We start from the raw sequence: 18,786 nt of genomic DNA on the forward strand, positions 1-18,786 counted from the left end.
TTCAGGGAGTGTGCATGAAGACAGTGATGACGACGCCGCCGGATCCGGCGCCAGCCGCGACCGCGAAACCGGCCCGCAAAACGGGTTTGCTGCTGGGTGGCGGTGCACCAAATTCCACCCTGATCGCCGGCGCGCTGGCCGCTTTCCTCGATGAGGGCATCGAGTTCGACGTCATTTCCGCGTCCGGCGCGGGAGTGCTGATGGGTTTGCTTTACACGACGCCGCACGAGGCCACGCCGCGCCAGGCCCTGCAAAGCTGGGCCGACACGGGCGTGGCCGACAGCATCTACAAGATGATCCCGATCAACTACAAGGTATTCCAGAAGCCGGGCATGCACGCGAGCACCTTCCGCGACGCTTTCCAGCCGCCGGCCAACAATCCTTTTTTTCAGGCATTCCAGCAAACGTTTGCGGGCGTGCCCACGGCCTGGTCGGACTGGGGCAAGCTGATGGTGTCGTCGCTGTCGCCATCGGACCTGTCCGCGAAAAGCCTGGGCCTGTGCGCGCATTTGCCCTTCCTGGAAAAAGCCGTCGACTTCTCGGGCGTGACGCGCATGCGCCCCGATTTCTACATCAATGCCTACAACCTCAGCGAGCACCGCATGCAAATCTGGGGCAAGCACGAGATCGAGCCCATCCACGTGCGCGCGGCCCTGTCGTTTCCCTTTCTGTATGCGCCGACGACCATCGACGGCGACGACTACATCGAAGGCGCGGCCCTCGACACGCTCAATTTCGACCCGTTTATCGAAGGCAAGGGCGAGCACCATGACGCCGACACCCTGGTCATCCTCGACATCCTCGGCGACGAGCGCCTGTTGCGCAAGCCGCGCAACCTGTACGACGCCTGGGTGCGCTCCATCATCACGCCGCTGGTGAAGATTTCCAAGAGCGAGCTGCGCCTGTTTGAGCTTGAGCACAACACGGATGCGCGCACGGGCCAGCCCAAGCGGCGTCTGCTGAAGCTCGACTTGATGGGCGGCATCCCGGAACAGCACTGGCCCGACACCCTGGACTGGTCCAGCTCGAACATGCAACTGCTGTTCGACGTGGGCCACAAGGCGGGCCTGGCGTTTTGCCGCCAGCATGGTGACTTGCTGCGCCGCACGCCTGACGCAGCCCCGCTGGCGGCCTAAGCCCGCGCCGCCTGCCACCGGTCCTGGCCACCTGATCGGCAGCTACTCATCCCGCCTGGCCTTGCCAGGCCACCTTTTTACTGTGAAACACCATGAATATCACCAAGCAATTAATCCTGACCCTCACCATCGCCTTGCTGGCCCTGCTATTGCTGGGCGCCGGCGGCGCCATCCAGCTACAGCGCGCCCAGGAACGTTTTGACACCGTGCAAAACCGCATCATTCCCAGCATCCAGGGCTTGAATGCGGCCAAGGGTTTCCTGGCCGACTCGCGCCTGGCCGGCTACCGCCTGTCCGTGTTCTCGAATCTGGCCGACAAGACGGCGCTGGACAAGGCCGTGGCCGACGCCAACACGAATTTCGACAAGGTCATCGCCACCTACCGCGCCGAGCGCCTGTACGACGCGACGGACAGCAAGATGCTCGACGCCGACCAGGCCGCCATGGAAGCGTACCGCCGCGCGCTGGTGCCATTCTTTGCCGCCGCCTACGCGGGCGACATGGATGGCGTGCGCGCCACCTTGCTGGCCGGCACGCCGCTGGCCATCACGGCCGCCGCCGCGAAAAAGAGCATGGATGACCATATCGCCTACAACAACAAGCTGGTCGACGATGTCAAAGCGGAAAGCCTGGCCGCCTACGACACGGCGTTCAACACCATGCTGGCCGTGCTGGGCGTGGCCGTGCTGCTGACGGGCGCGCTGGCCTGGCATATCTACCGCACCATCAGCGGCGGTCTGGGCAATATCGAACATACGCTGGAGCGGGTCAGCGCCTCGCTGGACCTGTCCGCCGCCATGCCCGTCGAGCGCATGGATGAAGTGGGCCGCACGGCCACCGCCTTCAACAAGTTTCTGGAGCGTATCGTCGGCGTGATCGCCACCGTGCGCGCCTCGGCCGATACGGTCAGCGTGGCGGCTGCGCAGATTTCCGCCGGCAACGCGGACCTGTCCGTGCGCACGGAGCAGCAGGCGTCGTCGCTGGAAGAAACGGCCTCCAGCCTGGAAGAGCTGACCTCGGCCGTGCGCCAGAATACGGACAATGCGCGCCAGGCGAATACCCTGGCCGTGTCCGCCTCGGACGTGGCGCGCAAGGGCGGCGCCGTGGTGGCGCAGGTCGTCGGTACGATGGGTTCGATCAACGAATCGGCGAAGAAGATCGCCGACATTATCGGCGTGATCGACGGCATTGCCTTCCAAACCAATATTTTGGCGCTGAATGCGGCCGTCGAGGCGGCCCGCGCGGGCGAGCAGGGCCGTGGCTTCGCCGTGGTGGCAACGGAAGTGCGCAACCTGGCGCAGCGTTCGGCAGCGGCTGCCAAGGAAATCAAGGGCTTGATCGAGGATTCCGTGGATAAAGTCAACACGGGCAGCGCGCTGGTCGACCAGGCGGGCGCGACAATGGAAGAAATCGTCGCCAGCATCCGCCGCGTGACGGACATCATGGGCGACATCGCCAACGCCAGCCACGAGCAAAGCGCCGGCATCGAGCAAGTGAACCAGGCCATTTCGCAAATGGACCAGGTCACCCAGCAAAACGCGGCCCTGGTGGAAGAGGCGGCCGCAGCCGCATCCTCGCTGCAAGACCGCGCCGTTGAGCTGGTCGATGTGGTGGCCGTATTCCGCCTGCGCGGCGATGCCAAGGAAAAATCATTGAAGGTGGCGGGCGGCTTGCCGGCCCCGGCAACGGCCCCGCGCCGCGCAGCGCAACCGGCGCGCCGCATGCTGGGATGAACTCGGGCATGCCGTATGTCATTGTCAGGTGCTGGAAGGCTTCCACACCTGCTTTGACGCATCGACGCCATATTCCCAAGTAAACGTTTTTTCTATTTATTAATCAATAATATAAATGGGATTTTGAAAAAGCTGGAAATGGCCTCGCCAAACGGTTTGGAGGGAAATTCAACGATGTTCCTCCCTGTTTTTTGACGAATCTGGTTCGCCAAATCGTGAATATCGCTGGCCTCATTTCCATGCAGGCGTCTGCCGTTTACTCCCCCCATCACGCCCGCAGAATGGATGGTTTCGAGGTCGTCTATATATGCCTGTCGTTGGACGTTGTTCATGTAGAGCGTCTGCTTATAGATTGATGACTTTGCAGCTTGTTCGTTTTCCGCATCCCAATCGAAGTCAACAAAGGCCAGAGCGGAGCAGAAGGTCAGATAAATAAGGAAAGCAGTTGATATTCTTTTCATTGAGAGGATGGTTTTAATCAGATTCAATCTGAAGATAAGGAAGGAATGCCATCAACGATAGCAAATTTTCCACATGGAAACATCACACATTGTCACATTCGCGTAAGCGCCAGGGTGCAAGCTTGGGTTGCTCAAGCTGATGTGGAAATAAATATGGTGCCATGCCAAAGTTTCAGATATCGGTATCGCATTACGGTTGGCGGACCATTTTTTGAAAAACAGCTAACAGGCATGTTATATTATATAAGTTGCCTCTTGGAAATTTTATCCTCGGCCACGTTATATCAATTAACCACTTTTCTTTTCCGGCCGCCGATGACCTGTCCAGTGTGTAATGCCCAAAATTCAGCCATGAGTGCACGTTGCCTCGAATGTGGAACCATCCTTATACAAGAAGCAATTGCCCGTCCTGAAGCCTTGCAACAAACCGTGGACAATCTGGATCGGCGCATGTACATCGGCTACGGCGGCTTGGCAGGTTTCGTCGTAGGCATGGGCAGTTGGATGGTTATTTCTCAGGATGAGGCAGAGGTCAAAGGCTGGCTTTTGATCTCGGTCATGACGGGCGCCGCACTGGGCCGTTTTATTGCATGGCGCAGGCGCAATACGCTTGAGTAAATTCGAGCGAACTACCTGCGGCTGTTCTTGACGGGTAGCGGCGATGTCGTGAAACGTAATAAGCAAACGTAATAAGCAAACGTAAGAAGCAAACGGCTTGTCGGCAATTTCTAAGTAATCCTCGGGAAATTAGTGTGAATTTATGACAAACAGAACCGGATGCTGTGCAAGGCGCTCGCTGCGACGCAGTGCGGGCACTGCTAGCAGTGAGCAAGCCTCGTCGGCCACCTTGCAGAGCGCCGGTTATGGCAGTCAGAAATCACAATAATTTATTGGGGGTTGCTTAGCGCGTCGGCATGGCCCTCCTGATCAGGCACGGCGTTCGCTGTTCATGCGGACGACGCTGCGCCATTCGCTGCCCCAGGTCAATTCCTCGCAAACTGCCGCGTCAAATTAACGTGCCCTTCCTGTCATGATGGAATACAATTCTTGCGTGGCAGCCAGCTTGCCTGGCAAGGCCGGGCACGGCGCCTTTGACCTCGGAAAGATGTTGGCTTATGACTCTGCAGTTCCTCCAGCGAACGGCGCCGTGTGCGCCATCCACGCTTCGTATTTCACGCAAGTCCCTTGTTTCCCTGTTCGTCCTGACGTTGTCGCCTCTGCTGGGTACGGCGCCCGTCATGGCGGCCGCGCCTGCCAGCAGCAGCGTCATGCTGGAAGAACTGACCAGCACGGAGTTGCGCAGCCGTATCGACCACGGCGCCACCACCGTGCTCGTGCCGATCGGCGGAGTCGAGCAGAGCGGGCCGTATATCGCACTGGGCAAGCACAATGTGCGCGCCGGCTTGCTGGCGCGCCAGATCGCACAGCAGCTGGGTAACACCATCGTCGCCCCCGTCGTTTCCTACGTGCCGGAAGGGGCGATTTCGCCACCGGCCGGCCACATGCGCTTTGCCGGCACGATTTCGATACCGCCGGCCGCCTTTGAAGCCGTTCTGGAAGGGGCCGCCGCCAGCCTGCGTCAGCATGGCTTCCGCGACATCATTTTCCTTGGCGATCACGGTGGCTACCAGAAGAACGAGCAGAACGTGGCGAATAAACTCAACCGCGCCTGGGGCAAGACACCTGCGGGCAAGGAAGCGCGCGCCTACGCCTTGCTCGATTACTATGACATCACGCAATCGGCCTATATTGCCGAACTGCAGAAGCGCGGCCACAGCAGCGCCGAGATCGGCCTGCATGCGGGCTTGGCGGACGCGGCCTTGATGCTGGCGACGGACCCGTCGCTCGTGCGCAGCGAGGCCATGGCGCACGGACCGAAGCCCGGCGTGGCGGACGGCGTGCGCGGCGACGCGACGCGGGCAACAAAGGAGCTGGGCCAGATCGGTATCAAGCTGCAGGTGGACACCTCGGTGGCCGCCATCAAGCAATTGCTGCAACGAAATAAGTAAATCTTCCGCTGGACGTGTTGAACTTCCGGCTTTTGCAACGAAATGACGCGAAAACACATGAAAAAATCTCAACGACGCACCATCGTCACCTTGTCCGCCCTGGCTGCCGCACTGGCCGGCCTGGGCGTGGCCAGCCAGGTCATCGGCGCCAGCACGCCGGCCCCGGCCGCTGTCGCCGCGGCGCCGGCGGCCGCCTATTCGCCGCTGCCGGGCATGCCGCCGCTGGTGGACCCGAAAAACGTGTACGGCAGCATCGCCAGCAGCAATATGAGTCCCGTCGTCAAGGATCACTTGCGCCGCGTCTATGTGCCGAACCTGCGCTCGAACGATGTCTATGTGATCGACCAGGACAGCCTGAAAGTGGTCGACAAGTTCAAGGTCGGCAGCGGCCCGCAGCACGTGGTGCCGTCGTGGGACTTGCGCACACTGTGGGTGGCGAACAATGCCGAGCGCACGGACAAGGGCAGCCTGACGCCGGTTGACCCCTTGACGGGCAAGCCGGGCAAGGAAGTGCCCGTCGATGATCCCTACAATATGTATTTCACGCCGGACGGCAAGTCGGCCATCGTCGTGGCCGAAGCGCGCCACCGCCTCGATTTCCGCGATCCGAAAACCATGGCGGTGCAGTATTCGATCGATACGCCCCAGTGCGGCGGCATCAACCATGCGGATTTTTCGAACGATGGCCGCTACGCCATGTTCACCTGCGAATTCGACGGCACCATCGCCAAGATCGACCTGGTGGGCCGCAAGGTCGACGGTTACCTGAAATTGCAGATGCCGGCCAAGCGCTTTGCCGAGTCCGGCCCCGTGGGCGGCCCGGCGAATGAAATCTGCAGCGTCAAGAAGGGCATGCCGCAAGACATACGCATCTCGCCGGACGGCAAGAAATTCTTTATCGCCGACATGGACGCCGACGGCGTGCACATCGTCGATGGCGCCACCCTGAAGGAAATCGGCTTCATCCAGACGGGCGTGGGCGCGCACGGCCTGTACCCGAGCCGCGATGGTAAAAAGCTGTACGTGGCCAACCGCGGCACGCACCGCATCCACGGCAAGCCGAAGGGCAAGGGCAGCGTCAGCGTGATCGATTTCGCCACGGAAAAAGTCGTGTCGAACTGGCCGATTCCCGGCGGCGGCAGCCCCGACATGGGCAACGTGAGCGCCGACGGCAAGTATCTGTGGCTGTCCGGCCGTTTTGACGACGTGGTGTACCGCATCGATACGAACAGCGGCGACGTGTCCAAAGTGAAAGTCGGCCAGGAACCGCACGGTCTGACCGTCTGGCCGCAGCCGGGCCGCTATTCGCTGGGCCATACGGGCAATCTGCGCTAAGCGGGGGGCGCATGGAAATCGATTCGCTGGAGCAACTGCGCGCGCATTATCCGCCCGCGCAGGGGCGGGCGCTGAGCAAGCAGCTCGACCACCTCGATCCGCATTGCATCGCCTTCATCGGGCTGTCGCCGTTCGTCGTGCTGGCCACGGGCGGGGCTGGCGGCCAGCTCGACGCCTCGCCACGGGGCGGTGCGCCCGGTTTCGTGCACGTGCTCGATGCCCATACTCTGCTGCTGCCCGATGCCAAGGGCAATAACCGCCTGGACAGTTTCAGCAATATTGCCGAGACGGGCAGGGCGGGACTGCTGTTCATGATTCCCGGCGTCGATGAAACCTTGCGCGTGAATGGCGAGGCCAGCCTCAGCGACGATGCGGCGCTGCTGGCATATTTTGCCGGCGAGCGCAACCCGCCGCGCCTGCTCATGCGCCTGCGCGTGGCCGAAGCTTATTTGCACTGCGCCAAGGCCTTGATGCGTGCGCGCCTGTGGGATAGCACGGCCCAGGTCGAACGCTCCGTCTTGCCGACGATGGGCCGGATGATCGGGGACCAGACGGGAAGTATTGGCCCGCTGGAAACACAGGAGCAGATGCTTGCCCGCTACGCGCAGGATCTGTAGCTTTGCTTGCTTAAAAGGCAATGCTGGCGCATAATGCGCTTCCTTTCCCACTACCTGCAAGGAGCGCCATCATGATTCTTGATCACATCGGTTTGACTGTCAGCGATGCACAGGCCAGCAAGGCTTTCTTTTCCGCCGCCCTGGCGCCTCTGGGCGTCTCGGTGGTGATGGAAGAGCAGGGCTGGGTTGGCATGGGCAAGGATGGCAAGCCCGATTTCTGGTTCGGCGTGGGCGGCGCGGCGCATGCCGGCATGCATCTCGCCTTCGCGGCCGACAACCGCGCCCAGGTGGACGCGTTCTACAAGGCCGCGCTGGACGCGGGCGGCAAAGATAATGGCGCGCCCGGCATCCGCGCCATCTATCACCCGAATTACTATGGCGCTTTCGTGCTGGGGCCCGATGGCCACAATGTCGAAGCCGTCTGCCACCGTCCCGAGCCTTGATGCCGGGCATTACCTGAAGAGAGCAGCATGAAGCACAGCGCCACCTTGTTTGCCGATGATGCCGGCCGCTATGCCTACGTCAAAGCGGGTTTCTCCTGGCCGGCCCTGTTCCTGGGCTCGTTCTGGGCCGTCGCCAAGCGCCGCTGGTGGCTGGTGCTGCTCATGTTGGCGATGGATGCCTGCCTGTGGTTTGGCAGCCATCTCGCCACCGAAATGCGCATCGGCCCGATGATGCTGCTGATGGCCGGCGCGGAACTCAGTTACCTGCTGGCGCGCGGCTGGTACGGCAACCGCTGGCTGGAAGCGTCGCTGCGCAGCCATGGCTACAAGCCCGTCGTGCCGGGCACGGGCGCCGCTGGCTGAGCTTGCCTGACACAGATTTCCCTTTCCGTTACTGACGTTTGCCAAGAGCAAGCCGTCCAGCCCAAACTTTTTGCGCAGCCTAGCGCACCTTTGATCCAGATCATGCCTCACCTGCGGTGCTCACGTAGCCTTGGGACTCGCGTTGCAAAGCATCTTCCCACCAATCGGATATGTTTTTTCGCGTTCGTGGCGTAGCCCGGCTGTCTGTCTCACCGTTCGACAGCCGGTGGTATCGCCATCTGTTTATGTCCACCCAACCGCTATTAATGAGGAACTCCATGTATCCATATTCCCGTAGTGTTACCCCCGCCGCCAAAAATCACCTGGAAGCGCAGCTGGCTTTCTTCAATGGCCTGTCGAAGTCGCTGTTTCAATCGATGCAGCATTTCAGTGACCTGAACATGCAACTGGCGCAAGGCTTGCTGGAAGAAAGCACGGTCACCAGCCAGAACCTGTTGACGGTCGAGCGCGCCGAAGATGTATTCCAGGTGGCCGCCGCCTCGGGCCAGCCAGCCGCTGAGCAACTGCGCAAGTATCAGCAACAGGTGTCGCGCCTGGCTGCCGATACGCAGGTCGAACTGGCCAATGTGGCAGAGCGTCATGTGAATGAAACGAGCCGTACCGCCAAGGCCCTGGCTGAAGAAGTGGCCCGCACCGCTTCGGAAGAAACGGAGAAAAACGTGCGCAAGCAGCAGGAAGCGATGCAGCGCATGGCCGAACCGTTCCAGGCCTATCAGCAAAACGGCGCTAACCGCGACCAGCAGCGCGGTGCGCAAAGCCGTGACGGTCAAAGCCTGCAAAGCGCCAGCCACCAGGGCAGCCAGCAGTCGTCCGGCAGCGAAAGCTCGGCCAGCGGCAGCGCATCGCAAGCGGGCTCCGCTCAAAGCAAGAGCAGCAGCGCCAGCCGTAAAGAGTAAGTACGAAGCTGCTTGCAGCTGAGCCGCATCGCGAGGGCCGAGCCTTGCTATGCGGCCAGCCGGCACGCGGCATTGTGCGTATTGGTTTGGGCAGAGCGCCCGTCCTTCACGGGGCGGGCGTTTTGTCGTATGCGTGCAGCTCCGGGGCTGACGTGCCTGAGCCAGGTGAGCGGGGCGGCAAGGCTGGCCCTGCCGGCGAGCCGGTATCTGACAAGACTGCGGGCAAGACCGCTGACGAGACCGCGTTGCCGGCGCCACTGTTCGCATCGATGAAGGCGCTGACGGCGTCCAGCGTGGGCGCCAGCCTGCGCAACGGGGCGGCCAGCGTGGCGACCAGGGTGGCGTGGCCCACATGGTCGAAATAGGTTTCCGTCACGGACCGGTGCAGCGCGCGCAAGGCGTTGGCCAGGCCGCCTGTGTTGCGTTGTGGATCGACCAGCTTGTCCTTGCCGGGCTTTGGAGCGATCAGCAGGGCGGGCGGGGCGTCGGCTGTCACGTGATGGATGGGCTGCGAAGCGGCGGGCGTGTCCGGGTAAAAGAACACGGGCCGGGTGATGGTGTTTTCGATCGGCAGGAAATCATAGGGGCCGGCCAGGCCTATCCAGCCCCGCAAGTCGTGCGGACGCATGCCATGGCGCGCCAGCAGGCTGGCGTCGAGCGCCAGCATGGCCGCATTGTAGGCGCCGGCGCTATGGCCCATGACAAACAAACGCGTCGGGTCGCCGCCATGGCGGCTCGATTCCATCGCGGCCCAGGCCACGGCGCGGGCCGCATCCTGCAATATCTCGGGGTAGTGCACGTCCGGATACAGCCGGTAGTCGGCGATCACGGCCAGGTAGCCGCGCGCCGCGAGCGCGTGGCCGACGAAGGCATAGTCGGCGCGCTCGCCCGTCGTCCAGTTGCCGCCATAAAAGAACACGACCACGGGCACGGGTCCCGTGCGGGTCTTGGGCGCGTACACATCGAGTTTCTGCCGTGGCAGGGGGCCGTAGGCCAGGCCGCGCGTCACGTGCGAGGTGCTGCCGGATGACAAGGCATTGATGGCGGTCAAGGGCGAGCAGGCAGCCAGGCCGGCAGTGAGCGGGATGGCCGCCAGCAAACCGAGCAGGGTGGTGCGCAGGATCGTCATGCGGGCTCCCGAAGGTGATGGTGGATGCTTGCAGTGTAGGCCAGGCTGGGCAGGGTGCACACGGGGAAGTTGCTGTCTGGCATAGATAAATGTTGCATGCGTCAATCAATCCTGTAACAGCCATTTGCGCGCCGTGGCGATGACGGCGTCCGACAGGGTGCGCGTGAGGGGGGTCTGGATATCCCAGGCATGCCAGGTCAGAGGCACGTCGAGCGCCTGCCCGGCCGCCACGTCGACGAGCCTGCCGGCGGCCAGCGCCGTTTCCGCCTGCAGCAGGGGCACCATGCCATAAGCATAGCCCGCTTCGATGAAGCGTACGAAGTCGCGCGCCGAACCGAGCACATGGTGCGGATAGCGGCCCGTGTAGCCGAGGCGGTGCTGCAGGTAGCGCTCGTGCAGCGCATCCTTGCTGCCAAAGGTGATGGCGGGCGCCTGGCTGACGGCTTCCACCGTAAAACCATGGGGAAACCACTGCTGCGCGAATGCGGGGGACGCCACGCACAGGTAGCGCATGCCGCCCAGCGGCGTGGCCGTGGTGCCGGCCACCAGGTCGTTGGCGCTGGTGACGCAGGCAAACACGCGCCCTTCGCGCAGCTGGCTCAAGGTATGGTCCTGGTCGTCGAGGCGGATATCGAGCAGGCACGACGGCGGCGACAGCAGCGGCCCCAGCGCTTCCGGTATCCACGTGGCGGCGCTGTCGGCATTGACGGCGATGGCCAGCGCCGGCAATTGCGTCGTGGGGCCGGGCTGGGCGTCGAGCGCCGCTTCGAGCAGCTTGACTTGCCGGTAGTGGGCGATCAGGCGCTGGCCCGCTTCCGTCGGCAGGGGCGGGTGGCTGCGGATGATCAATAACGTGCCTTCCAGGTTTTCCAGGGTACGGATGCGCTGCGACACGGCCGGCTGGCTGATCGCCAGCGCCTGCGCGGCCTTTTCAAAGCTGCCCAGGCCGATCACGGCGTCGAGGGCTGCCAATCCACGGTAATCGACGACGCGCATAAGTTTCTCTTATATATGTTTAGAATCATTCATTATACTTATATTTACTTTTTCTTTACACTGTTGAAATAGGGTAACAACTCCACTCTCCCGCGCGGTCCTCCTGGTTCCGCACCACCCTCCACCTACCTCTGATGACTTTGCCGTTGCCGGCAGAGCGTGGGCGGCCGTGCGCGTGATGGAAAGCAATGGAAAGGAATCGATATGGACAGCGCAATTTTCTTGAAAGGCATGGGGCTCGGCGCGAGCCTGATCGTGGCCATCGGCACGCAAAACGCCTTCTTGCTCAAGCAGGGGCTGAAGCGTCACTACGTGCTCACCTGCATTCTTGTATGTTTGCTGTGCGACGCCATCCTGATCACGGCCGGCGTGGCCGGCATGGGCACCTTCATTGCCGACAACCCCAATTTCCTGCTGTGGGCCAAGGCGGGCGGCGCCACCTTCCTGATCGCCTACGGCTTGCGCGCGGCCAAATCGGCCTGGCGCCCGACGGCCCTGACGGTATCGGCCGCCAAGGCGCCCGAAGGCTATTGGGCCGTGATCGGCGCGGCGCTGGCGTTCAGCCTGCTGAACCCGCACGCCTTCCTCGATACGGTGATTTTGCTTGGCTCGATCGGCGGCCAGCATGAAGGCGTGGGACGCTTTTACTTCGCCGGCGGCGCCATCATGGCTTCGGCCCTGTGGTTCTTCCTGCTGGGCTTTGGCGCCCGCTACCTGGCGCCCGTGTTTGCCAAGCCCATGGCATGGCGCGTGCTCGACGGCATCATCGCCCTCGTCATGTGGGCCATCGCCGCCTCGCTGTTCCTGTAATCAGCGGGTCAGGAAGTTCAATATGCGGCTGGCCAGCTTGCCGTAAGGCGGCCGCAGCAGCGTCAAAGGGCTGTAGCGTGCCTGGTAGAACACGGGCCGCAGCTTGCTGAAAGTGTGAAAACCTTCGACGCCGTGGTAGTGGCCCATGCCGGACTCGCCCACGCCGCCGAAGGGCAGATCATGCTGGCCCACGTGGAACAGCGCGTCGTTGACGGACACGCCGCCCGACATTACCGTGTCGATCAGCATCTGCACGGTCTGCTTGTCGTTGCTGAACGGATAGATGGCCAGCGGGCGCGGCCCGCCGTTGATGCTGGCGACTACGGTCTCCAGCTTCGCATAGCCGCGCAGGGGCAGGATGGGGCCGAAGATTTCCCGCGTCAGCAGCAGGCAATCTTCGGGCGCGTCGAGCACGATGTGCGGCGCGATCTTGCGCGTGGCCCGGTCATACGCTGGCCCCGGCAGCAGCGAAATCACTTGCGCGCCCCGTTCCCGCGCTTCATCCAGGGCCTGCAGCAGGCGCTCAAAGGCGGCCTCGTCGATGATGGAGGTGTAGTCGGGCGTATCGAGCCGCGGGTAGCGCGTGGGCACGATCCGGCGCGCATGCTCGACGAAGGCGGCGATGCTGGCTTCGGGCAGCCAGGCGTGGTCGACGCTGGTGCAGATTTGCCCCGCATTCAGGTACTTGACGAACAAAATGCGCTCGGCAGCCGTGCGCACGTCGAAATCGGCGCAGACGATGGCCGGCGCCTTGCCGCCCAACTCCAGCGTGACGGGGCACAGATTGCGTGCGGCCGCCGCCATGACGGCGCGGCCCGTCTGGCCGGAACCCGTAAATAGCAGATGGTCGAACGGCAGTTGCGAAAACGCCATGCCCACGCCGCCCGTTTCGTCAACAAACTGCAGCTTTTCCGGCGGGAAATAGGCGCGCATGGTCTCGATCAGCAGCCGCGCCAGGTGGCGCGAGTTCTCGCTCATCTTGACCATGGCGCGGTTGCCGGCGGCAAAAATGTAAGTCAGGGGCACCAGACTCAGGTTGACGGGGAAATTCCACGGCACGATGACGCCTACCACGCCCAAGGGCTGGGGCAGCACGCGGTTGCGGGCGCCCGGAAAATTGCGCCAGTCCACGCTGCGGCGCTGCGGTGTCATCCACTTTTTCAACTTTTTCAGTACGTGATCGATGCCGTCGATGGCGGGGAATATCTCCGCCAGCAAGGTTTCATGGTGGGAACGGTTGCCATAGTCGGCGCTGATCGCCTCGCACAATGCCAGCTTGTGGTCGCGGATGTAGCGCTGCAGGGTTTGCAGGTCGCGCTTGCGCTCGGCCAGGGGCGGCACGGGGTGGGCCAGACAGGCGGCGCGCTGCAAGGCGAGGGCGGCAGCGAGTTCGGCGTGCTTCAGTTCCATGTTGTTTGCGACATCAGGCATGTTGCTCCTTGGCCGGCCGGGCAATACGCGCGCCGTTCCAGCGCACTATAGGCGAGTATTGGCAAATGTGCCGCCAGCGAGCCGACGCTGCCGCGCGATACCCCGTAAAATGTCCGTCAACTTGACGCTACGCTTTCCAGGAATGCCATGACCTCGACCACGCCAGACTCCCTGCACATCGTGTGCCCCCATTGCGACGCCGTCAACCGCCTGCCGGCGGCCCGGCTCACGGAACAGCCCACGTGCGGCAAGTGCCAGAAGGAGCTATTCACGGGCCAGCCCGTGGACCTGGCCAGCGCCCGTTTCCTCAAGCATATCGAACGCAGCGACATTCCCGTGCTGGTGGACTTCTGGGCGCCATGGTGCGGCCCGTGCCGCAGCATGGCGCCTTTCTATGTGCAAGCCGCCAGGACCTTGGAACCCGCGTTTCGCGTCGTCAAGGTGAATACGGAAGCGTCGCCGGACATGGGCAGCCGTTTCAATATCCGCAGCATTCCCACCCTGGCCCTGTTTTTGCGCGGCGTGGAAGTGGCGCGCCAGCCGGGCGCCATCGATGCCAACGCCATCATCGCGTGGGCGAGGGACAAGGCGCGTTTCTAAGCACAAGGGAAAGCCGTTCAGGTTTCCATTTGACATTTAGTATGGCGCCATATTATATTGCGCCATATGATAAAACTCGAACAGAAATACACGGCCTTGCTCGGTGACGTGCAGCGCCGCGCCAGCGGTCTCGACATGATGCAGTCCACGGCGCGCTTGCGCCTGTGTTTTGAAGTGCTGGGCTTGGCATCGGCCATCGATGGCGATTGCGCCGCGCGTCTGGGCCGGTATAGCCTGTCGGAAGGCAAGTTTGTGCTGCTGGCCCTGCTGCGCGACGTGCCCGAGGGGCTCTCGCCGCACGCACTGGCCGAGCGGGCCGGCGTGACGCGCGGCACCATCACGGGCTTGCTCGACGGCCTGGAGCGCGACGGTTTCCTGGCGCGCCACGCGGACCAGGTCGACCGGCGCAAGCTGCTGGTGCGCCTCAGTGCCAAGGGAGCAGCGGCGGCTGCCACCCTGGTCGATGAACACGCGCAATGGATCGCCAGCCTGTTTGCCGATTTCACGCCGGACGAGATGCAGTTGTTGAGTGGACTATTGGAAAAAGCCTGGCGCAAGACGGATAAGGGTGAAATGCAGGGTGCTGCATGAGCCGTGGCGTCGCCGACGTCGCGCCCGCGCGCCTGGCCCTGCTGAACCAGGGAACGGTGGCCAGCGCCACCCTGACGGAAGGGCTGGCCATCGATTTTGCCCAGCTGCTGGCTGCAGCCGTGCCCGCTATCGGTGTGGCCCGCCTGGAGCGGATGCGCGCGCAGGCCGCCGCCGGCATCACCGGGCGCATGGCGCTGGCGGCGCAATTGCTGCTCGATGCCGGCACCGACCTGGCGATGCTGCAAGCGCACCCGTCCGACACGGTGCGGGGCTGGGCCTGCTTTGCCATCGCCGCCCAAGCGGGCTTGACCTTGCCGCAGCAGCTGGCCGCCATGCGGCCGCTGGCCGACGATGGCCATTTCGGCGTGCGCGAATGGGCCTGGCTGGCGCTGCGTCCCCATCTGGCGGCGCGTCTTGACGCGGCCATTGCCTTGCTGGTCCCATGGACGGCGGACCCGTCGGAAAGAGTGCGCCGCTTTGCCTGCGAAGCGCTGCGCCCGCGCGGTGTGTGGTGCACGCATATCGCCCGGCTAAAGGAAGAGCCGCAGCTGGCCTTGCCCCTGCTGCAAGCCTTGCGCGCCGACCCGGCCGTCTACGTGCAGGATTCCGTGGCCAACTGGCTCAACGATGCGGCCAAGAGCCAGCCGGACTGGGTGCGCAGCCTGTGTGCGCAATGGCTGCTGGACAGCCCCGCTGCCGCCACGGCACGCATCTGCAAGCGGGCACAGCGTTCACTTACTTGATTCTTTGGGGGACAAACATGCATTACCTGTTAGAACTGTATAGCCCGAAACCGGCCTGGCTGGCCCTCGACGGCGCCGCGCGCCAGGCGTATTTCGCCACTGTGGGCGCTGGCATGGCCGCCTTGTCGGGCAGCGGCGCCGAAGCGCTGGCCATGGGCGCCATCGACGGCGGCAAGCTGCATGCGGCACCCCAGCAATTCTATGCCGTCTGGCGCTTCCCGGACGAGGCGGCACTGGACGCCTTGCTGGCCGGCATCGCCGCCACGGGCTGGCATGATTATTTCGACACCGTCAATGCGGCGGGTCCGGCCGTGGATTTTCCTGGCCACCTGGCGCAGCTGGCCGCCTAGCGTCCGCCATTTTCCTTGCTGCTAAGGTAAAGTTGGCATTTCCATCTGATCACCGACGTTGATGCCAATCAAAGTGTTCTCCCTCCTGATGCTTGCCCTGGCGCCCATGCTGGCGTCGGCAGCCCCTGCCACCCCGCAAGCGCTCGTCGCCGCCGCCCGCAGCCAGGTGGGCGTCACCGTGCAGTACGACCCGCGCTACGAACGCCTCGCCTATCCGGGCGGCGACGTGCCGCCCGAACGCGGCGTGTGCACGGACGTGGTCGTGCGTGCTTACCGTAAACTTGGTCAGGATTTGCAGGTGCTCGTGCACGAAGACATGCGCAAGGCGTGGCAGGTGTACCAGCAGCAGGGACGCTGGCAGATGAAGGGGCCGGACCGCAACATCGACCACCGGCGCGTGCCGAACCTGGGTACGTATTTTGCCCGCCACGGCACCAGCCTGCAGCCAAGCAAGGAAGCGAACGCTTACCGCGCGGGCGACATCGTCACCTGGCGCCTGCCGCGCAACCTGACCCACATCGGCATCGTCAGCGACAAGCAGTCGTGGGGCGGCGTGCCGCTGATCATCCACAACATCGGCGAGGGCGCGCGCGAGGAAAATATTTTATTCAGCTATCCGATTACGGGGCACTATCGTTGGCAACCCCGCTGAGGGGCAGGGGCACCATCTCTTGCAGGATCGCCAGCACCCTGGCCAGCGCCGTGTCGATATCGAGCTTGTCGATGGCGCCATAGCCGAGAAACAGGCCTTCATGGAGGGCGGGGCCGTGATAAAAGCTGTCCAGCGCATACAGGCTGACATCGGCCAGGCGCGCGCGGCGCAGCAATTCGGCGATATCGAGCGGCGCCTGCGCCAGCGCCGCCACGTGGAAGCCGGCGCTGGCCGGCACCAGGCGGAACCATGGGGCCAAGGGGCCGTTGAACCAGTGCTGCAGCCGCTCGCGCCGCCCCGCATAGATGTCGTGGCAGCGGCGGATATGGCGCAGCAAATGGCCATCGCCGATGAACTTGGCCAGCGCATGCTGGCCCAGGCTGGCCGTATGGCAATCGCTCAGGTATTTCACCGTCTGCATGGCGGCCACGATGGCTTGCGGCAGCACGACATAGCCCAGGCGCAATTCCGGCAGCATGATCTTGGAAAAGCTGCCCACGTGCGCGACGATGCCGTAGCGGTCCATGCTTTGCAGGGCATCCTCGGGCCGGCCCTCGTAGCGGAAGGCGCTGTCGTAATCGTCTTCGATGATGATGGCGCCCAGCTGCTGCGCCCGCTCCAGCAAGGCATGGCGGCGCGCCATGCTCATCGGCATGCCAAGCGGAAATTGATGGGCGGGCGTGACATAGATCAGCCGCGTGCCGTCCGGGATTTGCGCGACGATGATCCCATCCTCGTCCACTTCGACGCCCACCACGCGCGCGCCCTGGCTGGCGAACACGGCGCGCGCCACAGGGTAGCCGGGTTCTTCCACGGCAACCGTGTCGCCCGGCTCGAGCAGGGTCAGCGCGAGCAGGTGCAAGGCTTGCTGCGCGCCGCTGGTGACGAGCACTTGCTCCTCGGTGCAATGGATGCCGCGGCTGAAGGCGGCATGGCCGGCGATCGCCGCGCGCAAGGCGGGCAAGCCTTCCACTGGGCCATAGCGGCCGCGCGCCTGGCCGCCCTGGCGCAGTGCATGCAGCATGCAGGCGCGCCATTCATCCTGCGGGAAATGCGCGGGCGTGGCACGTCCGCCGATGAAGGCGTAGCGTGCCGGCGTTTCCTGGCTGGCGCGGCGCAGGGGCGTGGGTGTCGCTTCCCAGCGGGCGATGCGCTGCGCGCTGGCCAGCGGCGTGCTCGCATGGCGGCGCTGCGGTGAGGCATGCGGCGTCTGCACGAAGCTGCCCACGCCCACTTTGCCGACCAGCAGCTTTTCATAGCCGAGCTTTTCATATACGTCGGACACCGTCTTGCGCGACAGGCCCAGCTGGCTGGCCAGCAGGCGCGAGGGCGGCAATTGCTGCCCATCCGTCAGCCGGCCCGAGCGGATGGCTTCGCTGAGCTGGCGGTACAGCTGGCCGCCCAGGTCGCGCGTGCCGTCGATCAGGATATGTAATTCCATGGAGTATCTGTTGGTGGTCTGCTGTTTTTCGGGGGGATTGGCCTGCCGCGCGTACTTCCTGCGCTTCTACAATGATGCATCTCTCATTATCAAGGAATGCATCATGACACAGCAACGACTCGATTTCACGCAAGCCTCGCCCGACGCCGTCAAGGCCATGTATGCGCTGGAAGCGGCCATCGCCAAACTGGGCGTGGAACATTCGCTGCTCGAGCTGATCCGCCTGCGCGCGTCGCAAATCAATGGCTGCGCCTTTTGCGTGGACATGCACACGAGCGACGCGCGCAAGGCGGGCGAAACGGAGCGCCGTCTGTATGCCGTCTCCGTCTGGCGCGAAACGCCGTTCTTCACGCCGCGCGAGCGGGCCGTGCTGGCCTGGACGGAGGCGCTGACCCTGTTGCCGCAAAATCATGCGTCCGACGAAGACTATGCGGCGCTGGCGCAGCAATTGACGTCGGCGGAAATGGTCAACGTCACTCTGGCCATCGGCTCCATCAATACCTGGAACCGCCTGGCCGTGGGCTTTCGCAAGATGCCTGAATAAGCTCTTTGTTCGTTCGCGAACAGACGCCTGGCTGCTGCCTGCGTAGGCTGGCAGGACGATTGATCAGCCAGGGAGCAGCCATGCAAGTACATATCGGGGAAGGCGCCGAAAAGACGCCGCAGCAGGAGGAAGAGGCGCGCCGCGAATTCATCGCCGAACTGTGGCGGCGCTTCGAAGCCTTGCAGGAATGGGCCGTCAGCCACTGGCCCGACCAGCAGCACCCCTTGAGTTCCGCCGACTTCGTCGAGACGCGCAAGGAAATCTTGAGCTTGCGTTCGCCGGCAGGTTCCTTGAACCAGCCATCGCAGAACAATGAAGCGGAACCGGAGCAGGGCGGGGCGCAATACCAGGATGTGACGCCGGCACCGTGGCCGTAACCTTGGCCGTCATCGTGCCTCTATCTTGGTTGTAGATACTGTTATCCCCGTCAAGCGGCGTGCAAGGCCGGATCAAATATTTTTCCCGACCTGAGCACGCCGAATGCC

22 protein-coding genes are annotated in these 18,786 nt (G+C 63.3%); 17 read left to right on the top strand and 5 right to left on the bottom strand.

Features of this window, described 5'->3' with window-relative positions; all coding sequences use genetic code 11:
- Positions 1-26 precede the first annotated feature (26 nt).
- Entirely contained in the window at positions 27-1,136 is a 1,110-nt protein-coding gene (locus IGS60_RS22575; RefSeq protein WP_070311954.1) for a patatin-like phospholipase family protein, read from the top strand.
- A 92-nt stretch (positions 1,137-1,228) separates the two neighbouring features.
- Positions 1,229-2,869, top strand: coding sequence for a methyl-accepting chemotaxis protein (locus IGS60_RS22580; RefSeq protein ID WP_230506265.1), 1,641 nt, complete (start codon positions 1,229-1,231; stop codon positions 2,867-2,869).
- Positions 2,870-2,961: 92 nt separating this feature from the next.
- Here IGS60_RS22580 and IGS60_RS22585 read toward each other — a convergent pair whose 3' ends face one another.
- The gene (locus IGS60_RS22585) at positions 2,962-3,330 is read right to left on the bottom strand and encodes a hypothetical protein (protein WP_070311956.1); all 369 of its coding nucleotides are present in this window, start codon (positions 3,328-3,330) and stop codon (positions 2,962-2,964) included.
- A gap of 45 nt (positions 3,331-3,375) precedes the next feature.
- Here IGS60_RS22585 and IGS60_RS22590 point away from each other — a divergent pair, with 45 nt between their 5' ends.
- The 7 genes from IGS60_RS22590 (at position 3,376) to IGS60_RS22620 (ending at position 9,014) form a co-directional block, all read left to right on the top strand.
- Positions 3,376-3,948: a hypothetical protein gene (locus IGS60_RS22590; protein ID WP_230506266.1), complete on the top strand. Its 573-nt coding sequence runs from the start codon at positions 3,376-3,378 to the stop codon at positions 3,946-3,948.
- A 620-nt stretch (positions 3,949-4,568) separates the two neighbouring features.
- Entirely contained in the window at positions 4,569-5,339 is a 771-nt protein-coding gene (locus IGS60_RS22595) for a creatininase family protein (RefSeq protein ID WP_230506267.1), read from the top strand.
- Positions 5,340-5,396: 57 nt separating this feature from the next.
- The gene (locus IGS60_RS22600; RefSeq protein WP_070218263.1) at positions 5,397-6,674 is read left to right on the top strand and encodes a YncE family protein; all 1,278 of its coding nucleotides are present in this window, start codon (positions 5,397-5,399) and stop codon (positions 6,672-6,674) included.
- Positions 6,675-6,685: 11 nt separating this feature from the next.
- A complete protein-coding gene (locus IGS60_RS22605) occupies positions 6,686-7,291 on the top strand; it encodes a pyridoxamine 5'-phosphate oxidase family protein (RefSeq protein WP_230506268.1) in 606 nt (201 codons plus the stop codon).
- Between the two features lie 71 nt (positions 7,292-7,362).
- A complete protein-coding gene (locus IGS60_RS22610) occupies positions 7,363-7,734 on the top strand; it encodes a VOC family protein (protein ID WP_218069324.1) in 372 nt (123 codons plus the stop codon).
- A 27-nt stretch (positions 7,735-7,761) separates the two neighbouring features.
- The gene (locus IGS60_RS22615; protein ID WP_070312362.1) at positions 7,762-8,097 is read left to right on the top strand and encodes a hypothetical protein; all 336 of its coding nucleotides are present in this window, start codon (positions 7,762-7,764) and stop codon (positions 8,095-8,097) included.
- A 278-nt stretch (positions 8,098-8,375) separates the two neighbouring features.
- Entirely contained in the window at positions 8,376-9,014 is a 639-nt protein-coding gene (locus IGS60_RS22620) for a phasin family protein (RefSeq protein WP_070218260.1), read from the top strand.
- Between the two features lie 106 nt (positions 9,015-9,120).
- Here the strand turns inward: IGS60_RS22620 and IGS60_RS22625 are convergent, their stop codons facing one another.
- Positions 9,121-10,143, bottom strand: a complete 1,023-nt coding sequence (locus IGS60_RS22625; RefSeq protein ID WP_230506269.1) for an alpha/beta hydrolase — start codon at positions 10,141-10,143, stop codon at positions 9,121-9,123.
- 105 nt (positions 10,144-10,248) lie between these two features.
- Entirely contained in the window at positions 10,249-11,139 is an 891-nt protein-coding gene (locus tag IGS60_RS22630; protein WP_035817600.1) for a LysR family transcriptional regulator ArgP, read from the bottom strand.
- Between the two features lie 204 nt (positions 11,140-11,343).
- Between IGS60_RS22630 and IGS60_RS22635 the strand changes: the two genes are divergently transcribed.
- On the top strand, positions 11,344-11,949 hold the full coding sequence (locus IGS60_RS22635) for a LysE/ArgO family amino acid transporter (RefSeq protein ID WP_070218259.1): 606 nt from the start codon (positions 11,344-11,346) through the stop codon (positions 11,947-11,949).
- On the opposite strand, the gene IGS60_RS22640 is transcribed toward IGS60_RS22635, so the two are convergent.
- Positions 11,950-13,380, bottom strand: a complete 1,431-nt coding sequence (locus IGS60_RS22640) for a coniferyl aldehyde dehydrogenase (protein WP_230506270.1) — start codon at positions 13,378-13,380, stop codon at positions 11,950-11,952.
- Between the two features lie 147 nt (positions 13,381-13,527).
- On the opposite strand from IGS60_RS22640, the gene trxC reads away from it, so the two are divergent.
- From trxC to IGS60_RS22665, 5 genes are all read left to right on the top strand, one after another.
- Positions 13,528-13,980, top strand: a complete 453-nt coding sequence (trxC, locus tag IGS60_RS22645; protein ID WP_230506271.1) for a thioredoxin TrxC — start codon at positions 13,528-13,530, stop codon at positions 13,978-13,980.
- Between the two features lie 69 nt (positions 13,981-14,049).
- Positions 14,050-14,571 carry a MarR family transcriptional regulator gene (locus IGS60_RS22650; RefSeq protein ID WP_230506281.1) on the top strand — a complete coding sequence of 174 codons (522 nt, stop codon included), beginning with the start codon at positions 14,050-14,052 and terminating at the stop codon, positions 14,569-14,571.
- Entirely contained in the window at positions 14,568-15,314 is a 747-nt protein-coding gene (locus tag IGS60_RS22655; RefSeq protein WP_230506272.1) for a HEAT repeat domain-containing protein, read from the top strand. Before IGS60_RS22650 ends, IGS60_RS22655 begins: the two co-directional genes overlap by 4 nt.
- A 17-nt stretch (positions 15,315-15,331) precedes the next feature.
- Positions 15,332-15,664, top strand: coding sequence for a DUF6616 family protein (locus tag IGS60_RS22660; protein WP_230506273.1), 333 nt, complete (start codon positions 15,332-15,334; stop codon positions 15,662-15,664).
- A gap of 61 nt (positions 15,665-15,725) precedes the next feature.
- Entirely contained in the window at positions 15,726-16,316 is a 591-nt protein-coding gene (locus IGS60_RS22665) for a DUF1287 domain-containing protein (RefSeq protein WP_070218253.1), read from the top strand.
- Here IGS60_RS22665 and IGS60_RS22670 read toward each other — a convergent pair.
- Positions 16,285-17,757: a PLP-dependent aminotransferase family protein gene (locus IGS60_RS22670; protein ID WP_230506274.1), complete on the bottom strand. Its 1,473-nt coding sequence runs from the start codon at positions 17,755-17,757 to the stop codon at positions 16,285-16,287. The genes IGS60_RS22665 and IGS60_RS22670 overlap by 32 nt on opposite strands.
- A 103-nt stretch (positions 17,758-17,860) precedes the next feature.
- Between IGS60_RS22670 and IGS60_RS22675 the strand changes: the two genes are divergently transcribed.
- Positions 17,861-18,301: a carboxymuconolactone decarboxylase family protein gene (locus IGS60_RS22675; RefSeq protein ID WP_121671016.1), complete on the top strand. Its 441-nt coding sequence runs from the start codon at positions 17,861-17,863 to the stop codon at positions 18,299-18,301.
- Between the two features lie 80 nt (positions 18,302-18,381).
- Entirely contained in the window at positions 18,382-18,678 is a 297-nt protein-coding gene (locus tag IGS60_RS22680) for a hypothetical protein (RefSeq protein ID WP_121671017.1), read from the top strand.
- Positions 18,679-18,786: the final 108 nt, after the last annotated feature.

This window comes from Janthinobacterium sp. FW305-128, from assembly GCF_020858135.1.
Taxonomy (GTDB): domain Bacteria; phylum Pseudomonadota; class Gammaproteobacteria; order Burkholderiales; family Burkholderiaceae_D; genus Janthinobacterium.

Excerpts from the sequence above, each read along its gene's own strand:
- IGS60_RS22575 (WP_070311954.1), top strand. The coding sequence starts at position 27 with ATGACGACGCCGCCGGATCCGGCGCCAGCCGCGACCGCGAAACCGGCC.
- IGS60_RS22580 (WP_230506265.1), top strand. The coding sequence starts at position 1,229 with ATGAATATCACCAAGCAATTAATCCTGACCCTCACCATCGCCTTGCTG.
- IGS60_RS22585 (WP_070311956.1), bottom strand. The coding sequence starts at position 3,330 with ATGAAAAGAATATCAACTGCTTTCCTTATTTATCTGACCTTCTGCTCC.
- IGS60_RS22590 (WP_230506266.1), top strand. The coding sequence starts at position 3,376 with ATGCCATCAACGATAGCAAATTTTCCACATGGAAACATCACACATTGT.
- IGS60_RS22595 (WP_230506267.1), top strand. The coding sequence starts at position 4,569 with ATGGCGGCCGCGCCTGCCAGCAGCAGCGTCATGCTGGAAGAACTGACC.
- IGS60_RS22600 (WP_070218263.1), top strand. The coding sequence starts at position 5,397 with ATGAAAAAATCTCAACGACGCACCATCGTCACCTTGTCCGCCCTGGCT.
- IGS60_RS22605 (WP_230506268.1), top strand. The coding sequence starts at position 6,686 with ATGGAAATCGATTCGCTGGAGCAACTGCGCGCGCATTATCCGCCCGCG.
- IGS60_RS22610 (WP_218069324.1), top strand. The coding sequence starts at position 7,363 with ATGATTCTTGATCACATCGGTTTGACTGTCAGCGATGCACAGGCCAGC.
- IGS60_RS22615 (WP_070312362.1), top strand. The coding sequence starts at position 7,762 with ATGAAGCACAGCGCCACCTTGTTTGCCGATGATGCCGGCCGCTATGCC.
- IGS60_RS22620 (WP_070218260.1), top strand. The coding sequence starts at position 8,376 with ATGTATCCATATTCCCGTAGTGTTACCCCCGCCGCCAAAAATCACCTG.
- IGS60_RS22625 (WP_230506269.1), bottom strand. The coding sequence starts at position 10,143 with ATGACGATCCTGCGCACCACCCTGCTCGGTTTGCTGGCGGCCATCCCG.
- IGS60_RS22630 (WP_035817600.1), bottom strand. The coding sequence starts at position 11,139 with ATGCGCGTCGTCGATTACCGTGGATTGGCAGCCCTCGACGCCGTGATC.
- IGS60_RS22635 (WP_070218259.1), top strand. The coding sequence starts at position 11,344 with ATGGACAGCGCAATTTTCTTGAAAGGCATGGGGCTCGGCGCGAGCCTG.
- IGS60_RS22640 (WP_230506270.1), bottom strand. The coding sequence starts at position 13,380 with ATGCCTGATGTCGCAAACAACATGGAACTGAAGCACGCCGAACTCGCT.
- trxC (WP_230506271.1), top strand. The coding sequence starts at position 13,528 with ATGACCTCGACCACGCCAGACTCCCTGCACATCGTGTGCCCCCATTGC.
- IGS60_RS22655 (WP_230506272.1), top strand. The coding sequence starts at position 14,568 with ATGAGCCGTGGCGTCGCCGACGTCGCGCCCGCGCGCCTGGCCCTGCTG.
- IGS60_RS22660 (WP_230506273.1), top strand. The coding sequence starts at position 15,332 with ATGCATTACCTGTTAGAACTGTATAGCCCGAAACCGGCCTGGCTGGCC.
- IGS60_RS22665 (WP_070218253.1), top strand. The coding sequence starts at position 15,726 with ATGCCAATCAAAGTGTTCTCCCTCCTGATGCTTGCCCTGGCGCCCATG.
- IGS60_RS22670 (WP_230506274.1), bottom strand. The coding sequence starts at position 17,757 with ATGGAATTACATATCCTGATCGACGGCACGCGCGACCTGGGCGGCCAG.
- IGS60_RS22675 (WP_121671016.1), top strand. The coding sequence starts at position 17,861 with ATGACACAGCAACGACTCGATTTCACGCAAGCCTCGCCCGACGCCGTC.
- IGS60_RS22680 (WP_121671017.1), top strand. The coding sequence starts at position 18,382 with ATGCAAGTACATATCGGGGAAGGCGCCGAAAAGACGCCGCAGCAGGAG.